Raw genomic sequence first — 20,217 nt, forward strand, 5'->3', positions numbered from 1 at the left:
ATTTACATTATTGATAAAATAGAATAATGGACTTGCTGGTCTAGGCTTTAGGCTAATCCAATTTCGGGAAGCGTAATCTCGATTAGGGTCCCCAAGGGTTGGTTCGAAGATTTATCCACTAAATCTTGAATGGTATATTGATAAGGCTTGCCTACTTTTTTTGAAAACAATTCCAACCTGTCCCTAACCAAAGTAAGCCCCAAAGATTGTTTTTTAAAAGAGTTTTCAGCGTTCCGTGCTTGGGTGACCTTTCTACCTACTCCATTGTCTTTTATTTTTATCGCTAAGGTTCCTATAGTTTTGCCTCTTTCAATATGTAGGCTCAATAATTTCTTTCCTTTTTTAGTGGAAAGCCCATGCCATATGGCATTTTCTACAAAAGGCTGTAAAATAAGCGCAGGTATCTGCACCTCATCCAAAGCAATCTCGTCCTCCACATCAATAGAAAAATCAATATCATTTTTAAATCGATCACTTTCTATTTCAACATACATCTTCAGAATATCCAGCTCTTCTTTTAGTGAAATCTGTTCTTTTCTAGAACTCTCTAAAATACTTCGTATCAGTTTGGAAAACTTGGTCAAGTAAAAAATGGCCTTTTCCCTATTATTTTCTATAAAGTAGGATTTAATAGAATTGAGCGCATTGAATATAAAATGAGGGCTCATTTGGCTTCGTATTGCATTGAGCCGAAGTTGTGAAAATTTGTTCTCAAACTTCATGGTCAATTTTTCCGTACGCTCCCGTTGTGCCTCGGCGGTAATATCTTCAATTTCAAATCGGGTTTGGCTCAATTCTTCAGAAAGGGTTCTATTTATGCTTTCCTTTATCGTTTGATTTTCTTCCAGCTGTTTTATGTACTTCTCCTGTACTACTGCCTTTTCATCATAAACAATTTTCTGTTCCAACCCAATAGCAAGGGCAAACAAAAGGCTTTCTATTAAAATACCTATGTAAAAAATATACAGTGTCTGGCTATTCGCCGCTAAGTTTTGAAATGAATAGAGAAAAATTATAAAGTACGTAGTCGCCAAAACAAGCATACCGCTCAGTATATACCATTTAATGGCCATTTTTTGTTTATACACCAAATAGAGTACCCAGAAAAAGACCAAATACCCTACAGGAATGAAAACAAATGCATGAAAATAATCTATCAGAAATGAGGTTTTGTCAACTATATACAAACTCCATAGAATTAAGTATACAACACCCAATACCAAATAATAATAATCAATGATTTTAATGGCTTTTGGGTAGCTGTTTTTTAGCTGCATAATCTCCAAAATAAAATAGGTGAACAAAATGGTTCCAAATAGTTGAGATGGATAGTGTGACCATTGAACAAAGCTTTTACCAGCTACGGTATCAAAAAAGTCCGAAAAGAATACGCCATCAATATATTTAAGAAGCGTGATACCATTGATAAATGTGTACAAACTATATAGCAGGTAAAACCTTTTTTTATGTTGAAAATATTGAATGAGAAAAAAGACGCACAAGTAAAACAGGACGGTAACAACTAAAAAGCCAAAACCGTTTTCATTGCTGTTCTCTAGAAAACCTATGATACCCTCTTGCTCTGCCATACTATTTTTAAAGGGCCATTTTGTTTAAAAATGCTTCTTTTTTAAGTCGGGATACTGGGATTTTTTTCTTGTTGGATAGCACCACATAGTTTTCTGCCCGCAGATATTCTGTCACTTTTAAGGTATGTATAATATAAGAATTGTGTACCCTAAAAAAAGTGGAATCGGTCAACATATCTTCCAGTTCTTTTAGCTTTTTGGAAACATAAAGACTTTCTGAAGATTCCAGATAAATTTTAGAATAATTACCATCAGATTCACAATAGACTATCTCGTTGGTACGAATAAACAGTATTTTCCCATTTACGGGAATCTGGAGCATTTGTGGTGCACTGGCTTTAGAAAGTGCATCTATGGTTTCCTTAAAGTGAAGGTGAAAGCTATCTGCATCGTTCGTTTTTTTCAATTTTTCAATAACCTCTTTTATCTCATCACCATCAATTGGCTTTAACAAATAATCAAGAGCACTTTCCTTTATGGCCTGAATGGCATATTGGTTATACGCTGTAGTAATTATAACCGCAAAATTTCGATAATCCAATTTTTGCAACAAGGTAAACCCGTTCATTTCCGGCATTTCTATATCCAAAAAGACACAATCCGGTTTTAGGTAATTGATTCCCGAAAGGGCCTCTTTGGCAGAGGTAAATGTTTCTATCACGGTAATTACATCCGAGAATTTTTGCAGCTCCCACGTAAGGCTGTTAATGGCAGCGATTTCATCATCCACTACGATTGCTCTCATCATATCGTCAAGTTTTGATTCAAAATACATGCTGTAACCAACAATCGATCCTGTATTATTATCAGTGACCCATATTGATGTACAAATGGTGATTTTGCTGTATCAGCTGCAAAATGAGGTTTTAACTCGTTAAATATTCCAGTTATACACTAAAAGTACGCACAAATAAATTGGTTGGCACATAGTATCATCATCGTCAAAGGCTTTGTAAGCGTGCATTCTACTTTCGAAACCTCAACTATAAATATTCATTATGAAAACAAGAAGAATCAAAAGTTTAATTCATTTAGTCATAGTGGGGCTATTGATAGCATCATGTTCTGCCGAAGATGGTGAAACTGGACCTGCAGGTCCTGCTGGCCCACAAGGTGAACAAGGACCAGCTGGCGCAGACGGAGCTCAGGGCGAACAGGGAGAGACAGGTACGGCCAATGTAATTTATTCAGATTGGATTCCCAATGGTTTTACGCCGGGTGGTGGAATACTACAAAAGTTAAGTACGCTTGCAAGTGCAGAAGAGATAACTAGTTTGGGTGTCGACTTAGAGACGAGCACCGTTTTGGTATATGGTAGAGGCGATGTTTTAATTTTTAACGGCGTCGAAGTATTCCCACTCCCATATGTCACTGCATCTGGAATCCGATATACCTATACTATTAATGGAGGTGAAATCAGATTGGCCGGTATAGCTCCCGGTGGGGAAAACAATGATTTTGATATATTCGATGATTACAGATACATCATAATTCCTGGAGAGATTCCCGTGGACACTTCTGGTCCGGGAGGCATAACCACCAAAAATGGTTCTTTGGATTATTCAAAGATGTCTTATGAGGAAGTTACCGAGCTTTTCGGTATAGAAGAATAAATGAACTAGGCTCCCAGGTATCTCTGGGAGCCTTTCTTTAGTTGAAATAGCTCCCAAAAAAAGTTCAAAAAATGAAAATCATGAAAAAAATAGTATTTCTTTTAGTGCTGGTATCATACTTCGGTTTTAGTCAAAACCCACCGTCCATTCAAGTAATAGGTAGAGCTGTTCATATTGATAAAACACCTCTTTTTAAAGGTTCGGTTACTTTGAGCGCAGCATACTCAAGCCTTCCTTCCGAAGCGATTACATTGACTCAAATGAGAGAAAAATATGATGCCGTACTCAAAAACAACGGACTTTCTTTAGCACAGTTGAAAGAAGACAAATTTGCTTACGAAGCATTAGGCTATGATAAAGAAGGTACCATCTACGAATTTGAAACAACTTCGTTGGAAGCGTTTCGAAAATTCATGAAATCCAAATCCTTTGGAATACAACGACTACAATTTGATCAGAACATTACCCTTGATGCGGAAGAAATTGCATTGCTTTCCAAAACAGCTTTTGCCAATGCGAAAGAAAAAGCGAATGCCATAGTTCAAGGCATGGGAATGAATCTTGGAAAAATAATAAGTGTTGAAGACAATAGAAATTATTTGGATGAAGAAATTCCAAGAGGTCTATATTATGACAAACCTATTGGTCATTATCAATATGAAATAATGGTGACATTTGCTTTGAAGGACGATTGAAACAGTATACAATGTAACCTTTTAAATTTTCTCTTCAGCATAAGCTTGTAAAGTTGTTTAACCCATAATACCGGCCCTTTTAAAAAGGGCTCTTTTTTTGTTGAAGGTTATACTTCTTTTTATATCTAAAACCCAACACAAATTCAACAAATACAATCCCACCTTATAATCAATCTAAATAAGACCCCTTGTCTTGTTGAAAGCTTGTTAAAAACTTACCTGTGCCGTAAATTTGTAGGTAAAACCAGTATTAATGAGCGGATTGATAAAATCTTCGATTGCCCGTAAAGTCGTGATGGCGCTCTCGGGTCTTTTTCTAGTAATTTTTCTTGTTTTACACGTTACCATCAATTTTGCCTCTGTAATAGCTCCAGAGTTTTTTAACGAAGCTTCCCATTTTATGGGGTACAACCCTTTGGTGCAATATCTTATGCAACCAATTCTTATTATTGGTGTAATAGTGCACTTTGTAATGGGATTTGTACTTGAGATTCAAAATAGAAATGCCAGAGGTGTTGGTTATGTCAAGTATAAAGGGAGTGCAAATGCCCCTTGGGTATCCAGAAATATGATTTATTCCGGTTTGGTCATCCTTGCATTTTTAGGATTGCATTTTTATGATTTTTGGATCCATGAAATGACCTACAAATACATCCAAGCCAACCCAGAAGACCCAACACGCTACTATGCCGAGACCGTAGAGAAATTTGCCCCTTTTTGGCGAACTATCATTTATATAGTTTCTTTTGTATTGCTAAGTCTTCATTTATGGCACGGGTTTTCATCATCGTTTCAAAGTATGGGTGTCAACAATAAGTACACTCCAGCCATCAAAACTTTTACAAAACTATTTGCAGTGGTCGTACCCTTAGCTTTTGCTTTTATAGCATTGTACCACCACCTTAACCCAATAACACATTAATTATGGGAGTATTGGATTCTAGAGAGCCACAAGGGCCATTGGCCAATAAATGGACAAATCATAAAAACGAAATAGACCTGGTTAACCCCGCCAACAAACGTAATATTGACATTATCATAGTTGGTACTGGTTTAGCAGGAGGTTCGGCTGCAGCAACACTCGCCGAATTAGGATATAATGTAAAAACATTTTGTTATCAAGATTCTCCAAGAAGAGCGCATTCCATTGCTGCCCAAGGTGGTGTAAATGCAGCTAAAAATTATCAAGGCGATGGCGATAGTGTTTATCGTCTGTTTTATGATACCGTAAAAGGAGGGGATTACCGTTCCCGTGAATCCAATGTGTATCGTTTGGCAGAGGTTTCAACCAATATCATTGACCAATGCGTTGCACAAGGTGTTCCTTTTGCCCGTGAATATGGTGGCCTTTTGGACAACCGTTCTTTTGGGGGAGTTTTGGTGTCAAGAACATTCTATGCCAAAGGACAAACAGGACAACAATTGTTGTTGGGTGCTTACGCTGCAATGAACCGACAAATTCAAAGGGGAAAAATAAAATCCTACACCAGACATGAGATGTTGGATTTGGTTTTGGTCGATGGAAAAGCTAGAGGAATCATTGCAAGAGATTTGGTCAGTGGAGAAATTGAAAGACATTCAGCGCACGCCGTAGTTCTTGCAACAGGAGGGTACGGAAATCTATTTTTCCTTTCAACCTATTGTATGGGAGCCAACGTAATGGCTGCATGGAAGGCCCACAAAAAAGGTGCTTTTTTCGCAAATCCTTGTTTCACACAAATTCATCCAACATGTATTCCAGTCTCTGGAGACCATCAATCCAAACTGACCTTAATGTCAGAGTCTTTGCGTAACGATGGCCGTATTTGGGTGCCAAAACGTTTAGAGGATGCCCAAGCCATTCGTGAAGGGAAATTAAAACCAACACAATTGGGCGAAGAAGAACGTGATTACTACTTGGAAAGACGTTATCCTGCATTCGGAAATCTAGTGCCGAGGGATGTTGCCTCAAGGGCCGCAAAAGAACGTTGTGATGCAGGTTTTGGAGTCAATAAAACCGGTGAAGCTGTATACTTGGATTTCTCTGCAGCAATAATGCGCTACGGAAGAGAAAAAGCATTGACATCGGGCATGAAAGATGTCGATGACAACACCATTCGTGAATTAGGTGAAAAAATTGTGGAAGCCAAATATGGTAACCTCTTCCAGATGTATGAAAAAATTGTGGACGAAAATCCGTACAAAACCCCAATGATGATTTATCCTGCGGTACATTATACCATGGGCGGTCTTTGGGTAGATTACAACCTACAAACAACAATACCCGGTTGTTATGCAGCTGGGGAGGCCAATTTTAGTGATCATGGTGCCAACCGCCTTGGGGCTTCTGCCTTAATGCAAGGTCTGGCAGATGGCTATTTTGTATTGCCTTACACCATTGGGGATTATTTATCCGATGATATTAGAACAGGGCCTATTCCCACAGATTCTCCCGAGTTTGATGCCGCCGAAAAGAATGTTACGGACAGGCTTCAAAAATTAATGTCCGGTACAGGAATACATTCCGTTGATTATTACCACAAGAAGTTGGGTAAAATCATGTGGAACAAATGTGGAATGTCCCGTAATGCAAAAGAATTAAAAGAAGCCATCAAAGAGATTGCCGAATTACGGAAGGATTTTTGGGAGAACGTAAAAATTCCAGGTAGGCCCGATAGCAAGAACCAAGAACTTGAAAAAGCAGGAAGGGTTGCCGATTTCTTGGAACTCGGAGAACTCTTTGCAAAAGATGCATTAGAACGAAACGAATCCTGTGGAGGACATTTTAGGGAAGAATATCAGACCCCCGAAGGAGAAGCGTTGCGTGATGATGAAAACTTTAAGTTTGTATCTGCTTGGGAATATATGGGAGAACCAAACGATGCAAAACTGCACAAAGAAGATTTGGTCTACGAAAACATCAAAGTAAAAACACGTTCTTACAAATAAAAATAGCTATGAAATTATATTTGAAGATTTGGAGACAAAAGAACGCTTCCACCAAAGGTCAAATGGTAGATTATACCCTGAATGGTGTGGAAAGCGATATGTCTTTTTTAGAAATGTTGGATATCCTCAATGAGGAGCTGATTTCAAAAGGAGAAGAACCTGTTGAATTTGACCACGACTGTCGCGAAGGTATCTGCGGTACTTGTTCATTGATGATCAATGGTCGTCCCCATGGACCCGATTCCATGATTACCGTCTGCCAGTTGCATATGCGCAGTTTTAATGATGGTGACGAAATCGTAATCGAGCCTTGGAGGGCAAAAGCGTTTCCTGTAATTAAAGACCTTATTGTAGATAGAACCGCTTTTGATAGAATTCAACAAGCAGGAGGCTATATTTCCGTAAATACATCTGGGCGACCTGTTGATGCCAATGCAATTCCTATCGAAAAGGATATGGCGGACAAGTCATTTAACGCAGCAACTTGTATTGGTTGTGGCGCCTGTGTTGCCGCTTGTAAAAATGCAAGTGCCATGTTGTTTACTTCTGCTAAAGTTTCACAATTTGCACTACTGCCACAAGGGCAAGTAGAAGCTGCCGAGCGTGTCGAAAATATGGTTCGCCAAATGGACTTGGAGGGTTTTGGAAACTGTACCAACACGGGAGCTTGCGAAATTGAATGTCCAAAAGGAATTTCTTTGGAAAATATTGCACGGATGAACCGTGAGTATCTTTTTGCAAGTGTAAAAGGATAAACTATAAAACTCAAGAATTTAAGCCTGGACTTACCACAGTCCGGGCTTTTTTTATTTATTATACTGATAAACAGCGGTTAGCAATAACACTTTCACATTTTAAAAAAGTAAGTTTTTTTTTACAATTAAAGGAAAAATATATAATAAACTACTGTATTTAGTAGTTATTAAAACAATTCCTTATCCCGTAAGATGAAAATTATGCAAAAAAACTTGGCTACAATAGCCGAGTTGGAATCCTTTACACTTGATTTTAATCCAAGTGCCATTTTTTTATTTATGTCGCCCTCTTTCAAGAATAAGAAGAGTTTTATTGAAATCTTGAATGAGAAATTTCCAAATGCCATAAAATTTGGATGCTCTACCTCAGGTGAAATCCTAGGGAACCATGTTTTTGATGGCACGGTTTCACTTACGGCCGTACATTTTGAAAAAACTTCACTGAATATAGCAGAAATCCACTTAAATGATTTTAACCAAGATAGCTATCAAGTAGGGCATGAGCTTTACAAACGGCTAGAGGCAGAAAACCTTAGACATATTATGGTGTTAAGCGATGGTCTGCATGTAAACGGAGCCGAATTGGTAAAGGGATTACAGGAAAACTCTCCTGAAACGGTTACTATAACCGGTGGACTGGCCGGTGATGCCGCAGATTTTAAAGAAACTTTCTTGATCTGTAGCAAATACATCAAATCAAAAAGAGTAATTGGTCTCGGCTTCTATGGCGATGACCTTAAAATTGGATTTGGGTCAAAAGGCGGATGGGACAGTTTTGGCCTAGAACGTTTGGTAACCCGTTCTAAAAATAACATTCTTTATGAATTGGACGGAGAGCCTGCCCTAGAGCTCTACAAATCTTTTCTTGGTGATAAAGCAAAAGACCTACCGGGTTCTGGTTTGTTATTTCCATTGAGCATGCGTGGAGATGATAACAAAACTCCTGTAGTGAGGACCATTTTGGGCATTGATGAAAAAGAACAAAGCCTCACGTTTGCAGGCGATATCAACCAAGGCTCTTATGTCCGCTTAATGAAAGCCAATGTAGATCGTTTGATCGATGGGGCCGAAAAATCGGCAGAAGTGACCAAAAATAGTATTGATGAAGATTGCCAACTTGCATTCTTGATAAGTTGTGTTGGTAGGAGACTTGTGTTGAAACAAATGGCAGAAGATGAAATTGAAGCGGTAAACAATGTACTTGGAGAACAAGTCTATACCACTGGTTTCTACTCTTATGGAGAAATAGCTCCTTTTAAAAAGTCAACACCATGCGCACTACATAATCAAACCATGACCATTACCACATTTTCAGAATGAAACAAAACTACCATAGACTACTTAAAAGGCAGTTAAAGAAAGCGGGGCTGGATAAAGAAAATAATCCAAAACTTGATGGTTTTTTAGCGCTTGTTGACCAAGCCTATCATGAATTCAATGCTGATTTTTCACACCTCGAGAATATTCTTGAAATGAGTTCCCAAGAACTCTATTCAACCAATAAAAAACTAAAAAAACATGTAGAGGCAATTACCGGTAAACTTGAAAATGTTGCGAATAATATACAAGAAGTCATTTTTGAGACCGACCTTATAGGCAATTGGCAATATCTTAACCCAGCATGGGAAAAACTAACGGGGTATAAAGTACACGATTGTTTGGGACACCCTTTTTCCAATTTCATTGAAAACCTTGACGAAAGAGATAGGGTCACTTTAAATAAACTTAGCCAAGGACTCATAAAAGAACTGAACGAGATTGTGACAGCCCGTACAAGGGATGGTGAAAAAAAATGGTTAGATGTTTCAATAAAGCTCGTTCATGACCAAGAAAACAATCCTACAGGATATATTGGTAGTATTGTCGACGTTACGGAGCAGAAAAACATCCAGTTGGCCTTAATAGAAGCTAAGGACAAAGAAATGAAGGCCAATAAGGCAAAGGATGAATTTTTGTCTACCATTTCCCATGAAATAAGAACGCCGTTGAACGCCGTTATCGGCATTAGCCATTTGCTGCTTTTGGAGAATCCCAAAGAATCCCAAATAGAGAACCTTACAGCACTCAACTATTCATCTGAGCATTTAGTTGGTCTTGTAAATGATATTCTGGATTTCAATAAAATAGAAAGTGGCAACATTGTGCTGGAAAAGTCCATATTCAGTCTTGAGAATATATTAAACGCGGCAGAAAGCACCTTTGGAAGCATGGCAAAAGAAAAAAATATCAAGTTTTATATTGAACGGGATAACACTTTGCCAAGATATCTTATAGGTGATTCTGTTCGTATTTCGCAAATCATAACCAACTTGGTCGGCAACGCAATAAAATTTACAGAAAAAGGTTCAGTGACTCTAAAGGTACAGCAGCTTCAAAAAAATCAAAAAAATATTAAAATTAAGTTTGATATTATTGATACGGGTATCGGTATAGCAGTAGAAAAACAAGATAGTATATTTGATGCCTTTGTCCAGGCCAATTCGAATACCACCAGAAAGTTTGGGGGCTCTGGCCTTGGTTTGGCCATTTGTAAAAAACTGCTCCAAATTATGGATACCAATTTGAGTCTCCAAAGTGCTACTGGGGAAGGAACTACTTTTTCATTTACGCTTGACCTCAAAATACATGACGGTTCCAGTTCCAAAAAGAATGGGGCCAAACCTGAACTCTCCAACCTTACCGCACTAGACGGTATTTCTGTTTTGGTTGCCGAAGACAACGCATTGAACATTTTGGTCATCAAAAAATTTCTTTCTAAATGGAAGGTCAATTTTGATATTGCTGAAAACGGAAGCATTGCTGTTGAAAAAGCGAAACAGAAAAATTATGACTTTATTTTAATGGATTTGCAAATGCCGATTATGAACGGCTATGAAGCTGCAAAAAGAATACGCCAATCCACAAACCCACATAATCTGGATATTCCTATTATAGCACTCTCCGCATCACCTCCTGCCGACGTGCAAAATGATATTCGCAAATACGGAATGGATGGGCATATAAGCAAGCCTTTTGATCCTATCGAGCTTCATCAAACCTTAAAACGTATAAAATCACTGTCATCTAAAATATTGTAATACCTTACTTCTCCTATATAGGATAAGCATTTCATTTATGTTTTTGCTATCTTGGACTATGCCCAAAAACTATCCCGAAGAACGTATAAAAGTCCCCCGTTTTAACGAGGAAGCCGGATTTTATACTACTCCCCAGCGTTCCAAGATCATGAGCAAGATCAGGGGCAAGAACACCAAACCCGAACTTGCCTTTAGAAAAGCGCTTTGGGCCGCTGGTTATCGATATCGAATTGATTATAAAAAGCTAATAGGGAAACCTGATATTGTTTTAAATAAATACAAAACTGTCATTTTTATCGATGGGGAATATTGGCATGGCCATAATTGGGAAGAACGAAAAACCAAGATAAAGACCAACCGCGAATTCTGGATTCCAAAAATTGAACGGAATATTCAAAGGGACAAGGAAGTTAACGAAGCATTGAAACATTTAGGATATACCGTATTCCGGTTTTGGGAAAGTGAGGTCAAAAAGAACCTGAAAGCTTGCCTACAAAAAGTAATCTTCTACATAGAAAATCATCAAGAGCATGATAGAAACTAGTTCAAAATTGCCCAATATAGGCACTAATATATTTACCTACATCGGTAAGTTGGCCAATGAGTACAAGGCGGTCAATCTATCGCAAGGTTTTCCAGATTTTAGCCCAGACCCAAAACTTTTACAGCTAGCTGAAGATGCACTAAAAAACGGACACAATCAATATGCGCCAATGCAGGGCACTTTTACCCTTCGCAAAACCATATCGGAGAAGATTGAGGAATTACATGGAAAGTCGTATCATCCAGAATATGAAATAACCATCACGGCTGGTGCTACGCAAGCAATTTTTACTTCGATTTCCACTTTTGTTCAACAAGATGATGAAGTAATTGTCCTAAAACCTGCTTACGATTGCTACGAACCCGTTATCGAACTTTTTGGTGGCAAGATAGTTCCTATACAGTTAGAAGGTCCTGACTTCAAAATGAACTGGGATACGTTTAAATCTGTTATTGGGCCAAAAACAAAAATGGTGGTTATCAATACACCGCATAATCCTACAGGAACCATTTGGTCTAAAAGTGATATGCTTCAGCTTCAAGAAATCCTAAAAAGTACTAACATCATTTTACTAAGTGATGAGGTTTATGAACACATTGTTTTTGATGGTGAAGAACATCAGAGCGCAGCTAGATTTCCAGATTTGGCATCGCGTAGTATTATTTGCTCTTCCTTTGGAAAAACATTCCATGTTACTGGCTGGAAAGTTGGCTATTGTGTAGCCCCAAAAGCTTTGATGCAAGAGTTTCAAAAAGTGCACCAGTTCAATGTATTCTGTATAAATCATCCCATGCAAAAAGCATTGACCGAATACTTAAAAACCCCTAAACATTATCTTGGTCTGAACTCTTTTTACCAGACAAAGCGAGATTATTTCTTAAAGGCTATCAAAGATTCTAAATTTAAGGTAATCCCGTCATCTGGAACTTACTTTCAATTATTGGATTATTCTGAAATAACGGATGAAAAGGATATCATATTTGCAGAAAAGCTGATTAGGGACCATAAACTTGCTAGTATTCCTGTTTCCGTTTTTAATTTGGATGCAAGGGATGATAGACAACTGCGTTTTTGCTTTGCAAAGACTGAAATTGTTCTAGACCAAGCCGCTCAAATACTGAACACTATTAGATAGCATATGTCGTACAGCGAGTTAAATCTGCTTTTTAACAACCTTATATACCTGTAAGACATCTTCTAAGGATAGTTCAAAATCTTGGTATTCCGGAGATTTATTTAGATTCTGACAGTACATGGTTTTCTTTCCACTATCAATACCTGTAACCCATTTACAGATAATTCTATCTTTACAAACGAGCATGTAGGCAGTATTCCATAAAGTGCCATCGGTTTTTACGAGTTGGTTATTCTTTAGTTTTAGACCTAGGACAACTGCTTTATTTGGAATGGCATCAATACTACCATCATTCATGGAATCCCCTGTAATTTCAAATGCCCTAAGGTTTTCTTCTGGCAAAAAATCAACAATGAAACCTGTTTGAAAGGTGTCGTTATCTTGAGCATTTTCTGCCAAATCATCTAAAAACGCTTTTTGATACTCCGTCAACACTAACGGAACCATTACTAGATGCTTACCATGGTCCAAAGGATAAAAAACACTCCCTTTTTTGGTAAAAGGTTGTCTTTTGGTGTAGGTTACCTCACTTTCGTTAACTTCTTGCAAGTACAACTCTGCAATACTTAAATCAAAAAAAGCAGCGATTTTTGTAAGATTTTTTATGGGAATATTTGCATTCTTTTTTTCATAAAGCTGTATTGTTCTTAGGCTTACGCCAATCTCTTTGGCCAAATCTGATTGGCTCATATTTTTTTTACTCCTTAAATGCTTTATAGCGTACATATTATTACTATATTGTGTAGTATTATTACGCATACAAAAATATGCGCAGCGATGAACTATATTTCTGTAATTGAATTACAAACCAAATATAGAAAATAGGACTTGACCCCAGTAAAATAATTATAAAACGTATAAATTATTGAATATGGGTGCTATGAAAAACTTTGGTCTTGTGATAAATAGTGACAACATTTTTTTAGAAGAAGACTACGGAAAACCAATTGATGAGAGACTTGCCATAATCCTTCGTAGAAATGCATCTAAAGATGATTTTGCCAACATAGCCATAAGGAGCAATGTTAGTTTTTCTACTATACGTGATGTGGTGTACAGAACCAATAGTTTAACAAAATCTAATGCAAAAGCTATATCGTTGTTAATTCATGCTGCTTATGAAAACTCAATTGCTTACAAGCTTCAGGCTGAGGGGGATATTCTTTTTTTGGATAACCTTTTAAAGGTCTAGTCGTAGCAGCCAATCGGTTTGCTTATCTGTTCCAATGATAAAGGAGTGGGTTCCAAATTTTACAAACCCATGTTTTTCATAGAATTCAATGGCTTTTGTATTGTGCTCCCAGACGCCCAACCAAATATAGTTTTTACGCTCATTCTTTGCCAGTTCAATAATGCTATGCATCATCCATGTTCCAATGCTTTTGCCCTGGTGCGTATTGACCACATAAATTCGTTCTACCTCTATGGATGCTGCATCATTGATATCTGTTTGAGCTTCTTTTTGGTTTAGTTTGAAGTAGCCCGCCAAAACCTCATCCTTATAGACAAAATAAAAAGTCGAGTTCTCATTTTCTAATTCAGAAAGGATTTTAGATTTATCGAATGCATTGGTTATATAGCCCTTTAAATCTTCCGATTTATTGCCCTCTCTGAACGTATTGGCAAAAGTTTCTTTGGAAATTGTTATCAATGTATCCAAATCTGCTTTTGTGCACTTACGCAAATTCAAGTTCATTACAAGTCATTTTCTGCCCTAAAATATTCAAAAAAAAAAGAGCCGAACAAATTGTCGGCTCTCAAATTCTTTCGTGTTATCGCTATTAAAGCATAAAAAGCTTTTTTATCAACAGCATAAATCCGGTGAAGAAGTCGTTTCTGTAAACTTGGATATTTTCATCCAATTTAGTTTGGTTTGCCATGGTAAAATGTTTTAAGGTATTAATTTGGGTAAAAAAAATTACAATACCAAATATACTGGAATGAAACTTTCATCGAAAAAATTTGTTGTGTAACGATACTTTTTTGTTGTGAACAAACTTATCGGTTTAAACTAGATGTTCATTTCGGGAATATTGCCCCCAACAATCAGTGTTCCTGCTGTTGCCTTGGCTATTTCTTCTACCGAAACACCGGGTGCTCTTTCCAAAAGTTTAAACCCTTCCGGAGTAACTTCCAGCACAGCAAGATTGGTAACTATTTTTTTTACACAGCCTACTCCTGTTAACGGAAGCGTACATTCTTTGAGCAATTTTGATACTCCTGCTTTGTTTGTATGCATCATGGCCACAATAATGTTTTCGGCAGAAGCTACCAAATCCATTGCACCACCCATTCCCTTGACCATTTTTCCAGGTATCTTCCAGTTAGCGATATCTCCATTTTCCGCCACTTCCATAGCTCCCAAAATAGTAAGGTCTACATGTTTCCCCCTAATCATCCCAAAGCTGGTGGCGGAATCAAAGAAAGAAGCTCCGGGCAATGTAGTAATCGTCTGTTTTCCTGCATTGATGACATCTGCATCCTCTTCACCTTCAAACGGAAAGGGACCCATGCCCAAAACGCCGTTCTCACTCTGAAATTCCACACTTATATCTTCCCGCACAAAATTAGCGACCAAGGTAGGAATCCCTATCCCCAGGTTTACATAGTACCCATCTTTCACCTCTTGTGCAATTCGTTTTGCTATTCCGTTTTTATCAAGCATAATTTTAATGTAGTAATTTTTTAATTTGAAAATATACTAATTCCTCTTCTGTAAATTTTTCTTGCTGGTGCTTACAATTTTGTATAAGATTAAGCTTAATTCATCTGCTTGTTCCTTCAATCTCTTTTCAAAAGGATAGTTGTTCGACTTTTCGCATAAAATCAACCAATATTTGGTCTCTTCAAGTTCCTTTAAGGCAATTTTAATTTTGTGTATAAAATCGATTCTACTTTCAGCATTTTGTACTTCATGAATATTTGCACCTATGCTGGTTCCTGATTTTAGCAATTGGTTGGCAACCAAAAACTTTCTTTTCTCTTCTAAGAGTTCACAAAACTCAATAACCATTAATGAAAAGCTAATTGATATTTCAACTGCTGCATTGCCTTTTTATTCATTTGCACATTAATCCATTTTTACATTAAGAACGAATGCGAACAGTTCTTTGCTCAATCCTTTTCTCGTAGCCTGTCCCTTGAAAAATTCGTTGTACGAATATGCCAGGAACATGGATTTCATTGGGGTCAAGACTTCCCGCAGGAAGCAATTCCTCAACTTCAGCTACAGTAATCGTTGCCGCCCCGCACATACACGGATTAAAATTACGGGCCGTACCCTTAAAAATAAGATTCCCCGCTTCGTCACCTTTCCAGGCCTTTACGAACGAAAAATCTGCTTTATAGGCAGGTTCCAGTACATGCATCTTTCCATCAAACTCCCTTGTTTCTTTTCCCTCTGCTACTTCGGTTCCGTATCCTGCAGGCGTATAAAATGCCGGAAATCCAGCCTGTGCGGCCCTACACTTTTCGGCCAAGGTGCCTTGGGGAGTAAGTTCCACTTCGAGTTCCCCACTTAACATCTGTCGCTCAAATTCATCATTTTCGCCCACGTATGAGGAAATCATTTTCTTTATTTGATGTTTTTGCAAAAGAAGACCCAGTCCAAAATCATCTACCCCAGCATTATTGGAAATGCAGGTAATATCTTTAATTCCCAGCCGTACCAATTCTGAAATTGCATTTTCTGGAATTCCACAGAGCCCGAAGCCCCCTAACATAAATATCATTCCATCCGCAACACCTGCTACTGCCGCTCTTACATCTGGAACCGTTTTTTTAATCATCTATACGATTTTTTCTTATCGTCTGAAATTACGATATAAATAAAAAAGCCCCAAGATATTGGCACATCTTAGGGCAAAGTTTTTTGTAAAAAGCTCTAACTAAAATCCAACATCCTCTAAATCGTCCTCGGTATCCAAATCATCTTTTAGGTCTTGGAGTACTTTTGTGCAGTCCACATTGATGGATAAGTTATCCGGTTTTTCAAAAGCTCCTTTGGAAACACCTAGTTCTTCGTTCTCATAATTCTTCTTCATGTACAAGGCCCAAATTGGCAATGCCATTGAAGCTCCCTGCCCGTACAATGTTCTTTTAAAATGTATTGACCTGTTATCTCCCCCAACCCAAACTCCGGTAACTAAATTGGGTACCATACCCATAAACCACCCATCACTTTGGTTTTGTGAAGTTCCCGTTTTACCTGCAATAGGGTTCGTTAATTCGTATGGATAACCGGTAATGATTTCTTTATAGACCGTTTGGTTTTTGGCGAATGAATGTCTAAGCCGTCCACCAGAACCATATTGGGTTACACCTTCCATTAAATTGACCATGGCATAGGCTACATCTTTGCTCAATACATCTTTTGTTTTTGGCGTGTATTCAAACAGCACGGTACCGTTCTTATCTTCTATTCGTGTGACCATCACAGGTTTTACATAAACTCCCTGATTGGCGAAAGTCCCATAGGCACCTACCATTTCATATACGCTTAGATCCGGTGTTCCCAGTGCAATGGAAGGCACTTCAGGAATCTCTTTGGTAAGCCCCATGTTTTTAGCTATGGAAGCAACAGACGCCGGTCCTACTTTATCTATTAACTGGGCGGTAACCGTATTAACCGAATTGGCCAATGCACTTTTTAGGGTAATATCTTCGCCAGAATATTTTCCATCGGAGTTTTTGGGGCACCAAGCATCTGGGTTTCCATGTTTTTCCGGTTCAATGCAGTATTGATTGTCCGGCAACTTATCACAAGGGGAATACCGCAACTGATCAATGGCCGCTGCATACACAAAAGGTTTAAACGTTGAGCCGGCCTGTCTTGCGCCTTGGTACACATTATCATACTGAAAATGCTTGTAATCCACGCCTCCGACCCACGCTTTTACATGACCTGTTTGCGGCTCCATGGACATCATGGCCGTTCTAAGAAATGTTTTATAGTATCGGATAGAATCCATTGGAGTCATAATGGTATCCTTCTCGTAGGAATTGCTGTTCCAGTCAAAAACGGTCATTTCCGTTTTTTTCGTGAACGACTCCCTGATTTCTTTTTCTGAACTTCCTTCTCGCTTCATGGACTTCCACCTTGGGGAATTCTTCATGGCTTGCTCCATGATATTATCAATTTCCAAAGAGGTTAAATCCAAAAACGGAGCTGTTTTATTTCTATCTGGTGTATTTTGATTAAAGAACTCTGCTTGCAAATTTTTCATATGAGCTTCTACGGCGTCTTCCGCATTCTTCTGCATTTTGGAATCTACTGTTGTATACACCTTTAATCCATCCAAATAGATATTGTATTTTTCACCATCTGGTTTTGGGTTTTTATCTACCCAAACTTTTAAATATTGCTGCAAGTACATTCTAAAATAGGTAGCCAACCCTTCTTTATGCGATTCTGGATTAAAATTGATGTCCATCTTTAGCTGCTGAAGCGAATCTTTTTCTTTTTCCGTGATGTAATCGTACTTGGCCATTTGACCCAAGACCGTATTTCTTCGGTTGAGCACCAGTTCTTCTCTCCTGATTGGATTATAGAGGGATGAATTCTTCAGCATTCCCACCAAAACAGCTGATTCTTCTATCTTTAGTTCTGAAGGTTCCTTTCCAAAATAAATCCTTGCGGCTGACCGTATTCCATCCGCTGCATATCCAAAATCATAGATATTGAAATACATAGCTATGATTTCTTCTTTGGTATAATTTCGTTCTAACCGAGCAGCAATGACCCACTCCTTTATCTTTTGGGTATAGCGTTGCCATCCCCTTGCAGCTTGTCCGGTAAACAACTGTTTTGCCAATTGTTGGGAGATGGTACTAGCTCCTCCTCTTGAGCCTAAAAAGGCTAAAGCCCTCACCGTTCCCCTTGCATCAATACCAGAATGGTCATAGTATCTGGCATCTTCGGTAGCTACTAATGCATTCACCAAGTTTTCTGGTAAATTTTGGTATGCTATCGGAGTTCTATTATCATTTAAATAGAGTTTCCCCAACGTTTCGCCATCAGATGAAATAAATTCTGTAGCCAAATTTGTTTCGGGATTTTCCAAACGTTCAAAAGTGGGCATCGTTCCAAAGGCTCCCCAAGAGGCCAATAGGAAAATCAATAGAACCAATAAGACTCCTGATCCAAAAAGAATCCAAAACCATTTAATGTAGGGAAAAAAGCTCTTTTGCTTTTTTTGCTTCGCTTTTGCCATTTTTTATTGCGTACTTTTTTCAATTTCCAAACCAACATCGATTATGCCATCCAGTGCATAAAGACCATCCACGTCTCCATTTTTTCGCATGGCATGTAAAATACGTACCCTATATACGCCCGAATCTGGAAAAACGATTTTTTCCTGATACCAAAGCTTGTTTTCCTTAACGCTTCCAATACCCTTGCCCAACCACTCGCCGGTAGGGTTGGCCATTTTATATTCTAGTGTATCTTTAACAACATTACCACTAGGATGTTCCATTTCTGTAATCAAGAAAAGGTTGTTGAACTGAAATGTATTATCGTTCCTAATGTTTATGAACATGTTATGCGATTGTAAGGAATCCAATTTTGAAAATTCGAAGCTTATGGGGTTATCTATGTTCCATGTCCCGTTTTCTAAGGCTTTATAGTCAGAGAAGACGAGCGCATTGTTACAAGATGCCAAGCTTAAGACTAAAACCAAGGCAACGTATAATTTATTGTGCATTGGAAGACGCTTTTGGTTTATTTTTTCTTCTCTTTTTATTATTTCGTTTCTTTTTCTTCGGTCTATCAAATCGAGTAAGGCTATCTTGGCCCACCACATTTTCAAAAGCTAGCTTTTCTTCGCTCACATTATCTTGGGCATATTCTTCCAGACTGGCTATCTTTTCATTCTTTTTGTTCATTTCCAAAATCTCAAGTACGTGATCCTTATCTAGTGCATGCCACGTAGCGGGGTCATCTTTATATGAAAACCAAAGTGTTTGTTTGAAAATATCCGTTTTTTGACAAAAAGCTATGCCCTTTTGTGTTAAGAGCTTACTGTCCTGTGATGGAAAATCTTTCAATGCCTCTAAATACATATCCAGCTCGTAATTGAGACAACATTTTAGCTTTCCACACTGCCCTGCCAATTTTTGAGGGTTTAACGCCAATTGCTGATACCTTGCCGAGGCTGTACTGACCGACCTAAAATCGGTAAGCCATGTGGAACAGCAAAGCTCGCGACCACAAGAACCTATTCCCCCCAAGCGTTGTGCCTCTTGGCGATAGCCTATCTGTCGCATTTCTATGCGAATGCTAAAAGCCTTGGCCATATCTTTAATCAACTGTCTAAAATCTACACGGTCTTCTGCAGTGTAATAAAACGTTGCCTTTGAGCCATCTCCTTGAAATTCAACGTCGCTAAGCTTCATTTGCAGCTTCAAGGAAATAGCTATTTCCCTTGAACGTTTTTGAATTTCAGGTTCTTTGTTACGGCACTTTTGCCAAATATCTATATCGCGTTGTGAGGCTTTCCTGTAGATTTTGGGAATGGCTTCATCGTGTGCAACCTTCTTTTTTTTCATTTGCACTTTCACCAATTCCCCTGTAAGCGTAACTATTCCTATATCGTGACCAGACTTGGCTTGGGTCGCCACTACATCACCGATAGCAAGATGAAGGTTATCGGTATTCTTAAAAAACTCTTTTCTACTGTTCTTGAACCGAACCTCAACACAATCAAAAGGTTTTTGACCGTTGGGTAGCGACATATTGGAAAGCCAATCAAAAACGGTCAGCTTATTACAACCATCAGTGCCACAAGTACCATTGTTCTTGCAACCACGCGGTTGTCCATCCTTGCCGGTTGAACAACTGCTACATCCCATATTTTATATCTTGATTTAAAGAAATGACTA

At 38.3% G+C, this 20,217-nt stretch carries 20 protein-coding genes; 10 read left to right on the top strand and 10 right to left on the bottom strand.

Annotated elements, in window-relative coordinates; translation table 11 throughout:
- Positions 1 to 47 precede the first annotated feature (47 nt).
- Together KIM67_RS02060 and KIM67_RS02065 are read right to left on the bottom strand one after the other, a co-directional pair.
- Positions 48 to 1,589 carry a histidine kinase gene (locus KIM67_RS02060; RefSeq protein ID WP_213829713.1) on the bottom strand — a complete coding sequence of 514 codons (1,542 nt, stop codon included), beginning with the start codon at positions 1,587 to 1,589 and terminating at the stop codon, positions 48 to 50.
- A gap of 7 nt (positions 1,590 to 1,596) precedes the next feature.
- On the bottom strand, positions 1,597 to 2,337 hold the full coding sequence (locus KIM67_RS02065) for a LytTR family DNA-binding domain-containing protein (RefSeq protein WP_213829714.1): 741 nt from the start codon (positions 2,335 to 2,337) through the stop codon (positions 1,597 to 1,599).
- Between the two features lie 250 nt (positions 2,338 to 2,587).
- Between KIM67_RS02065 and KIM67_RS02070 the strand changes: the two genes are divergently transcribed.
- The 9 genes from KIM67_RS02070 (at position 2,588) to KIM67_RS02110 (ending at position 12,336) form a co-directional block, all read left to right on the top strand.
- Complete coding sequence (locus KIM67_RS02070; RefSeq protein ID WP_213829715.1) at positions 2,588 to 3,202, top strand: hypothetical protein; 615 nt, start codon at positions 2,588 to 2,590, stop codon at positions 3,200 to 3,202.
- Positions 3,203 to 3,282: 80 nt separating this feature from the next.
- Positions 3,283 to 3,897 (top strand): SIMPL domain-containing protein, encoded by a 615-nt coding sequence (locus KIM67_RS02075; RefSeq protein ID WP_213829716.1) that lies wholly within the window; start codon positions 3,283 to 3,285, stop codon positions 3,895 to 3,897.
- A gap of 253 nt (positions 3,898 to 4,150) precedes the next feature.
- Positions 4,151 to 4,819: a succinate dehydrogenase cytochrome b subunit gene (locus KIM67_RS02080; RefSeq protein ID WP_213829717.1), complete on the top strand. Its 669-nt coding sequence runs from the start codon at positions 4,151 to 4,153 to the stop codon at positions 4,817 to 4,819.
- A gap of 2 nt (positions 4,820 to 4,821) precedes the next feature.
- Positions 4,822 to 6,825, top strand: a complete 2,004-nt coding sequence (locus tag KIM67_RS02085; protein WP_213829718.1) for a fumarate reductase/succinate dehydrogenase flavoprotein subunit — start codon at positions 4,822 to 4,824, stop codon at positions 6,823 to 6,825.
- Positions 6,826 to 6,833: 8 nt separating this feature from the next.
- A complete protein-coding gene (locus KIM67_RS02090) occupies positions 6,834 to 7,580 on the top strand; it encodes a succinate dehydrogenase/fumarate reductase iron-sulfur subunit (protein ID WP_213829719.1) in 747 nt (248 codons plus the stop codon).
- Between the two features lie 201 nt (positions 7,581 to 7,781).
- Positions 7,782 to 8,900 carry an FIST signal transduction protein gene (locus tag KIM67_RS02095; protein WP_213829720.1) on the top strand — a complete coding sequence of 373 codons (1,119 nt, stop codon included), beginning with the start codon at positions 7,782 to 7,784 and terminating at the stop codon, positions 8,898 to 8,900.
- Positions 8,897 to 10,657 (top strand): ATP-binding protein, encoded by a 1,761-nt coding sequence (locus KIM67_RS02100; RefSeq protein ID WP_213829721.1) that lies wholly within the window; start codon positions 8,897 to 8,899, stop codon positions 10,655 to 10,657. Before KIM67_RS02095 ends, KIM67_RS02100 begins: the two co-directional genes overlap by 4 nt.
- A gap of 37 nt (positions 10,658 to 10,694) precedes the next feature.
- Positions 10,695 to 11,201 carry a very short patch repair endonuclease gene (locus tag KIM67_RS02105; protein ID WP_250149117.1) on the top strand — a complete coding sequence of 169 codons (507 nt, stop codon included), beginning with the start codon at positions 10,695 to 10,697 and terminating at the stop codon, positions 11,199 to 11,201.
- Positions 11,191 to 12,336: a methionine aminotransferase gene (locus KIM67_RS02110; protein WP_371815652.1), complete on the top strand. Its 1,146-nt coding sequence runs from the start codon at positions 11,191 to 11,193 to the stop codon at positions 12,334 to 12,336. Before KIM67_RS02105 ends, KIM67_RS02110 begins: the two co-directional genes overlap by 11 nt.
- 18 nt (positions 12,337 to 12,354) lie before the next feature.
- On the opposite strand, the gene KIM67_RS02115 is transcribed toward KIM67_RS02110, so the two are convergent.
- Positions 12,355 to 13,095: a helix-turn-helix transcriptional regulator gene (locus KIM67_RS02115; protein WP_313788419.1), complete on the bottom strand. Its 741-nt coding sequence runs from the start codon at positions 13,093 to 13,095 to the stop codon at positions 12,355 to 12,357.
- 121 nt (positions 13,096 to 13,216) lie between these two features.
- On the opposite strand from KIM67_RS02115, the gene KIM67_RS02120 reads away from it, so the two are divergent.
- Complete coding sequence (locus tag KIM67_RS02120) at positions 13,217 to 13,528, top strand: hypothetical protein (protein ID WP_213829724.1); 312 nt, start codon at positions 13,217 to 13,219, stop codon at positions 13,526 to 13,528.
- Here the strand turns inward: KIM67_RS02120 and KIM67_RS02125 are convergent.
- The 7 genes from KIM67_RS02125 to KIM67_RS02155 form a co-directional block, all read right to left on the bottom strand.
- Positions 13,517 to 14,032: a GNAT family N-acetyltransferase gene (locus KIM67_RS02125; RefSeq protein ID WP_213829725.1), complete on the bottom strand. Its 516-nt coding sequence runs from the start codon at positions 14,030 to 14,032 to the stop codon at positions 13,517 to 13,519. The genes KIM67_RS02120 and KIM67_RS02125 overlap by 12 nt on opposite strands.
- Positions 14,033 to 14,347: 315 nt before the next feature.
- On the bottom strand, positions 14,348 to 15,001 hold the full coding sequence (locus tag KIM67_RS02130) for a 3-oxoacid CoA-transferase subunit B (protein WP_213829726.1): 654 nt from the start codon (positions 14,999 to 15,001) through the stop codon (positions 14,348 to 14,350).
- 36 nt (positions 15,002 to 15,037) lie between these two features.
- A complete protein-coding gene (locus KIM67_RS02135; RefSeq protein WP_298867256.1) occupies positions 15,038 to 15,370 on the bottom strand; it encodes a four helix bundle protein in 333 nt (110 codons plus the stop codon).
- A 52-nt stretch (positions 15,371 to 15,422) separates the two neighbouring features.
- Positions 15,423 to 16,124, bottom strand: coding sequence for a CoA transferase subunit A (locus KIM67_RS02140; protein WP_213829728.1), 702 nt, complete (start codon positions 16,122 to 16,124; stop codon positions 15,423 to 15,425).
- Positions 16,125 to 16,223: 99 nt separating this feature from the next.
- Entirely contained in the window at positions 16,224 to 18,548 is a 2,325-nt protein-coding gene (locus KIM67_RS02145; RefSeq protein WP_213829729.1) for a transglycosylase domain-containing protein, read from the bottom strand.
- A 3-nt stretch (positions 18,549 to 18,551) separates the two neighbouring features.
- Positions 18,552 to 19,040 carry a gliding motility lipoprotein GldH gene (locus KIM67_RS02150; protein WP_213829730.1) on the bottom strand — a complete coding sequence of 163 codons (489 nt, stop codon included), beginning with the start codon at positions 19,038 to 19,040 and terminating at the stop codon, positions 18,552 to 18,554.
- Positions 19,030 to 20,187 carry a regulatory iron-sulfur-containing complex subunit RicT gene (locus tag KIM67_RS02155; protein WP_213829731.1) on the bottom strand — a complete coding sequence of 386 codons (1,158 nt, stop codon included), beginning with the start codon at positions 20,185 to 20,187 and terminating at the stop codon, positions 19,030 to 19,032. The genes KIM67_RS02150 and KIM67_RS02155 overlap by 11 nt, the downstream gene beginning before the upstream one ends.
- Positions 20,188 to 20,217: the final 30 nt, after the last annotated feature.

This window comes from Flagellimonas sp. 389, from assembly GCF_018449435.1.
Taxonomy (GTDB): Bacteria; Bacteroidota; Bacteroidia; order Flavobacteriales; family Flavobacteriaceae; genus Flagellimonas.

Coding starts and splice junctions, on each gene's coding strand:
- KIM67_RS02100 (WP_213829721.1), top strand. CDS start 8,897: ATGAAACAAAACTACCATAGACTACTTAAAAGGCAGTTAAAGAAAGCG.
- KIM67_RS02070 (WP_213829715.1), top strand. CDS start 2,588: ATGAAAACAAGAAGAATCAAAAGTTTAATTCATTTAGTCATAGTGGGG.
- KIM67_RS02095 (WP_213829720.1), top strand. CDS start 7,782: ATGCAAAAAAACTTGGCTACAATAGCCGAGTTGGAATCCTTTACACTT.
- KIM67_RS02150 (WP_213829730.1), bottom strand. CDS start 19,040: ATGCACAATAAATTATACGTTGCCTTGGTTTTAGTCTTAAGCTTGGCA.
- KIM67_RS02125 (WP_213829725.1), bottom strand. CDS start 14,032: ATGAACTTGAATTTGCGTAAGTGCACAAAAGCAGATTTGGATACATTG.
- KIM67_RS02115 (WP_313788419.1), bottom strand. CDS start 13,095: ATGCGTAATAATACTACACAATATAGTAATAATATGTACGCTATAAAG.
- KIM67_RS02075 (WP_213829716.1), top strand. CDS start 3,283: ATGAAAAAAATAGTATTTCTTTTAGTGCTGGTATCATACTTCGGTTTT.
- KIM67_RS02155 (WP_213829731.1), bottom strand. CDS start 20,187: ATGGGATGTAGCAGTTGTTCAACCGGCAAGGATGGACAACCGCGTGGT.
- KIM67_RS02130 (WP_213829726.1), bottom strand. CDS start 15,001: ATGCTTGATAAAAACGGAATAGCAAAACGAATTGCACAAGAGGTGAAA.
- KIM67_RS02145 (WP_213829729.1), bottom strand. CDS start 18,548: ATGGCAAAAGCGAAGCAAAAAAAGCAAAAGAGCTTTTTTCCCTACATT.
- KIM67_RS02140 (WP_213829728.1), bottom strand. CDS start 16,124: ATGATTAAAAAAACGGTTCCAGATGTAAGAGCGGCAGTAGCAGGTGTT.
- KIM67_RS02065 (WP_213829714.1), bottom strand. CDS start 2,337: ATGATGAGAGCAATCGTAGTGGATGATGAAATCGCTGCCATTAACAGC.
- KIM67_RS02105 (WP_250149117.1), top strand. CDS start 10,695: ATGTTTTTGCTATCTTGGACTATGCCCAAAAACTATCCCGAAGAACGT.
- KIM67_RS02085 (WP_213829718.1), top strand. CDS start 4,822: ATGGGAGTATTGGATTCTAGAGAGCCACAAGGGCCATTGGCCAATAAA.
- KIM67_RS02090 (WP_213829719.1), top strand. CDS start 6,834: ATGAAATTATATTTGAAGATTTGGAGACAAAAGAACGCTTCCACCAAA.
- KIM67_RS02120 (WP_213829724.1), top strand. CDS start 13,217: ATGAAAAACTTTGGTCTTGTGATAAATAGTGACAACATTTTTTTAGAA.
- KIM67_RS02060 (WP_213829713.1), bottom strand. CDS start 1,589: ATGGCAGAGCAAGAGGGTATCATAGGTTTTCTAGAGAACAGCAATGAA.
- KIM67_RS02080 (WP_213829717.1), top strand. CDS start 4,151: ATGAGCGGATTGATAAAATCTTCGATTGCCCGTAAAGTCGTGATGGCG.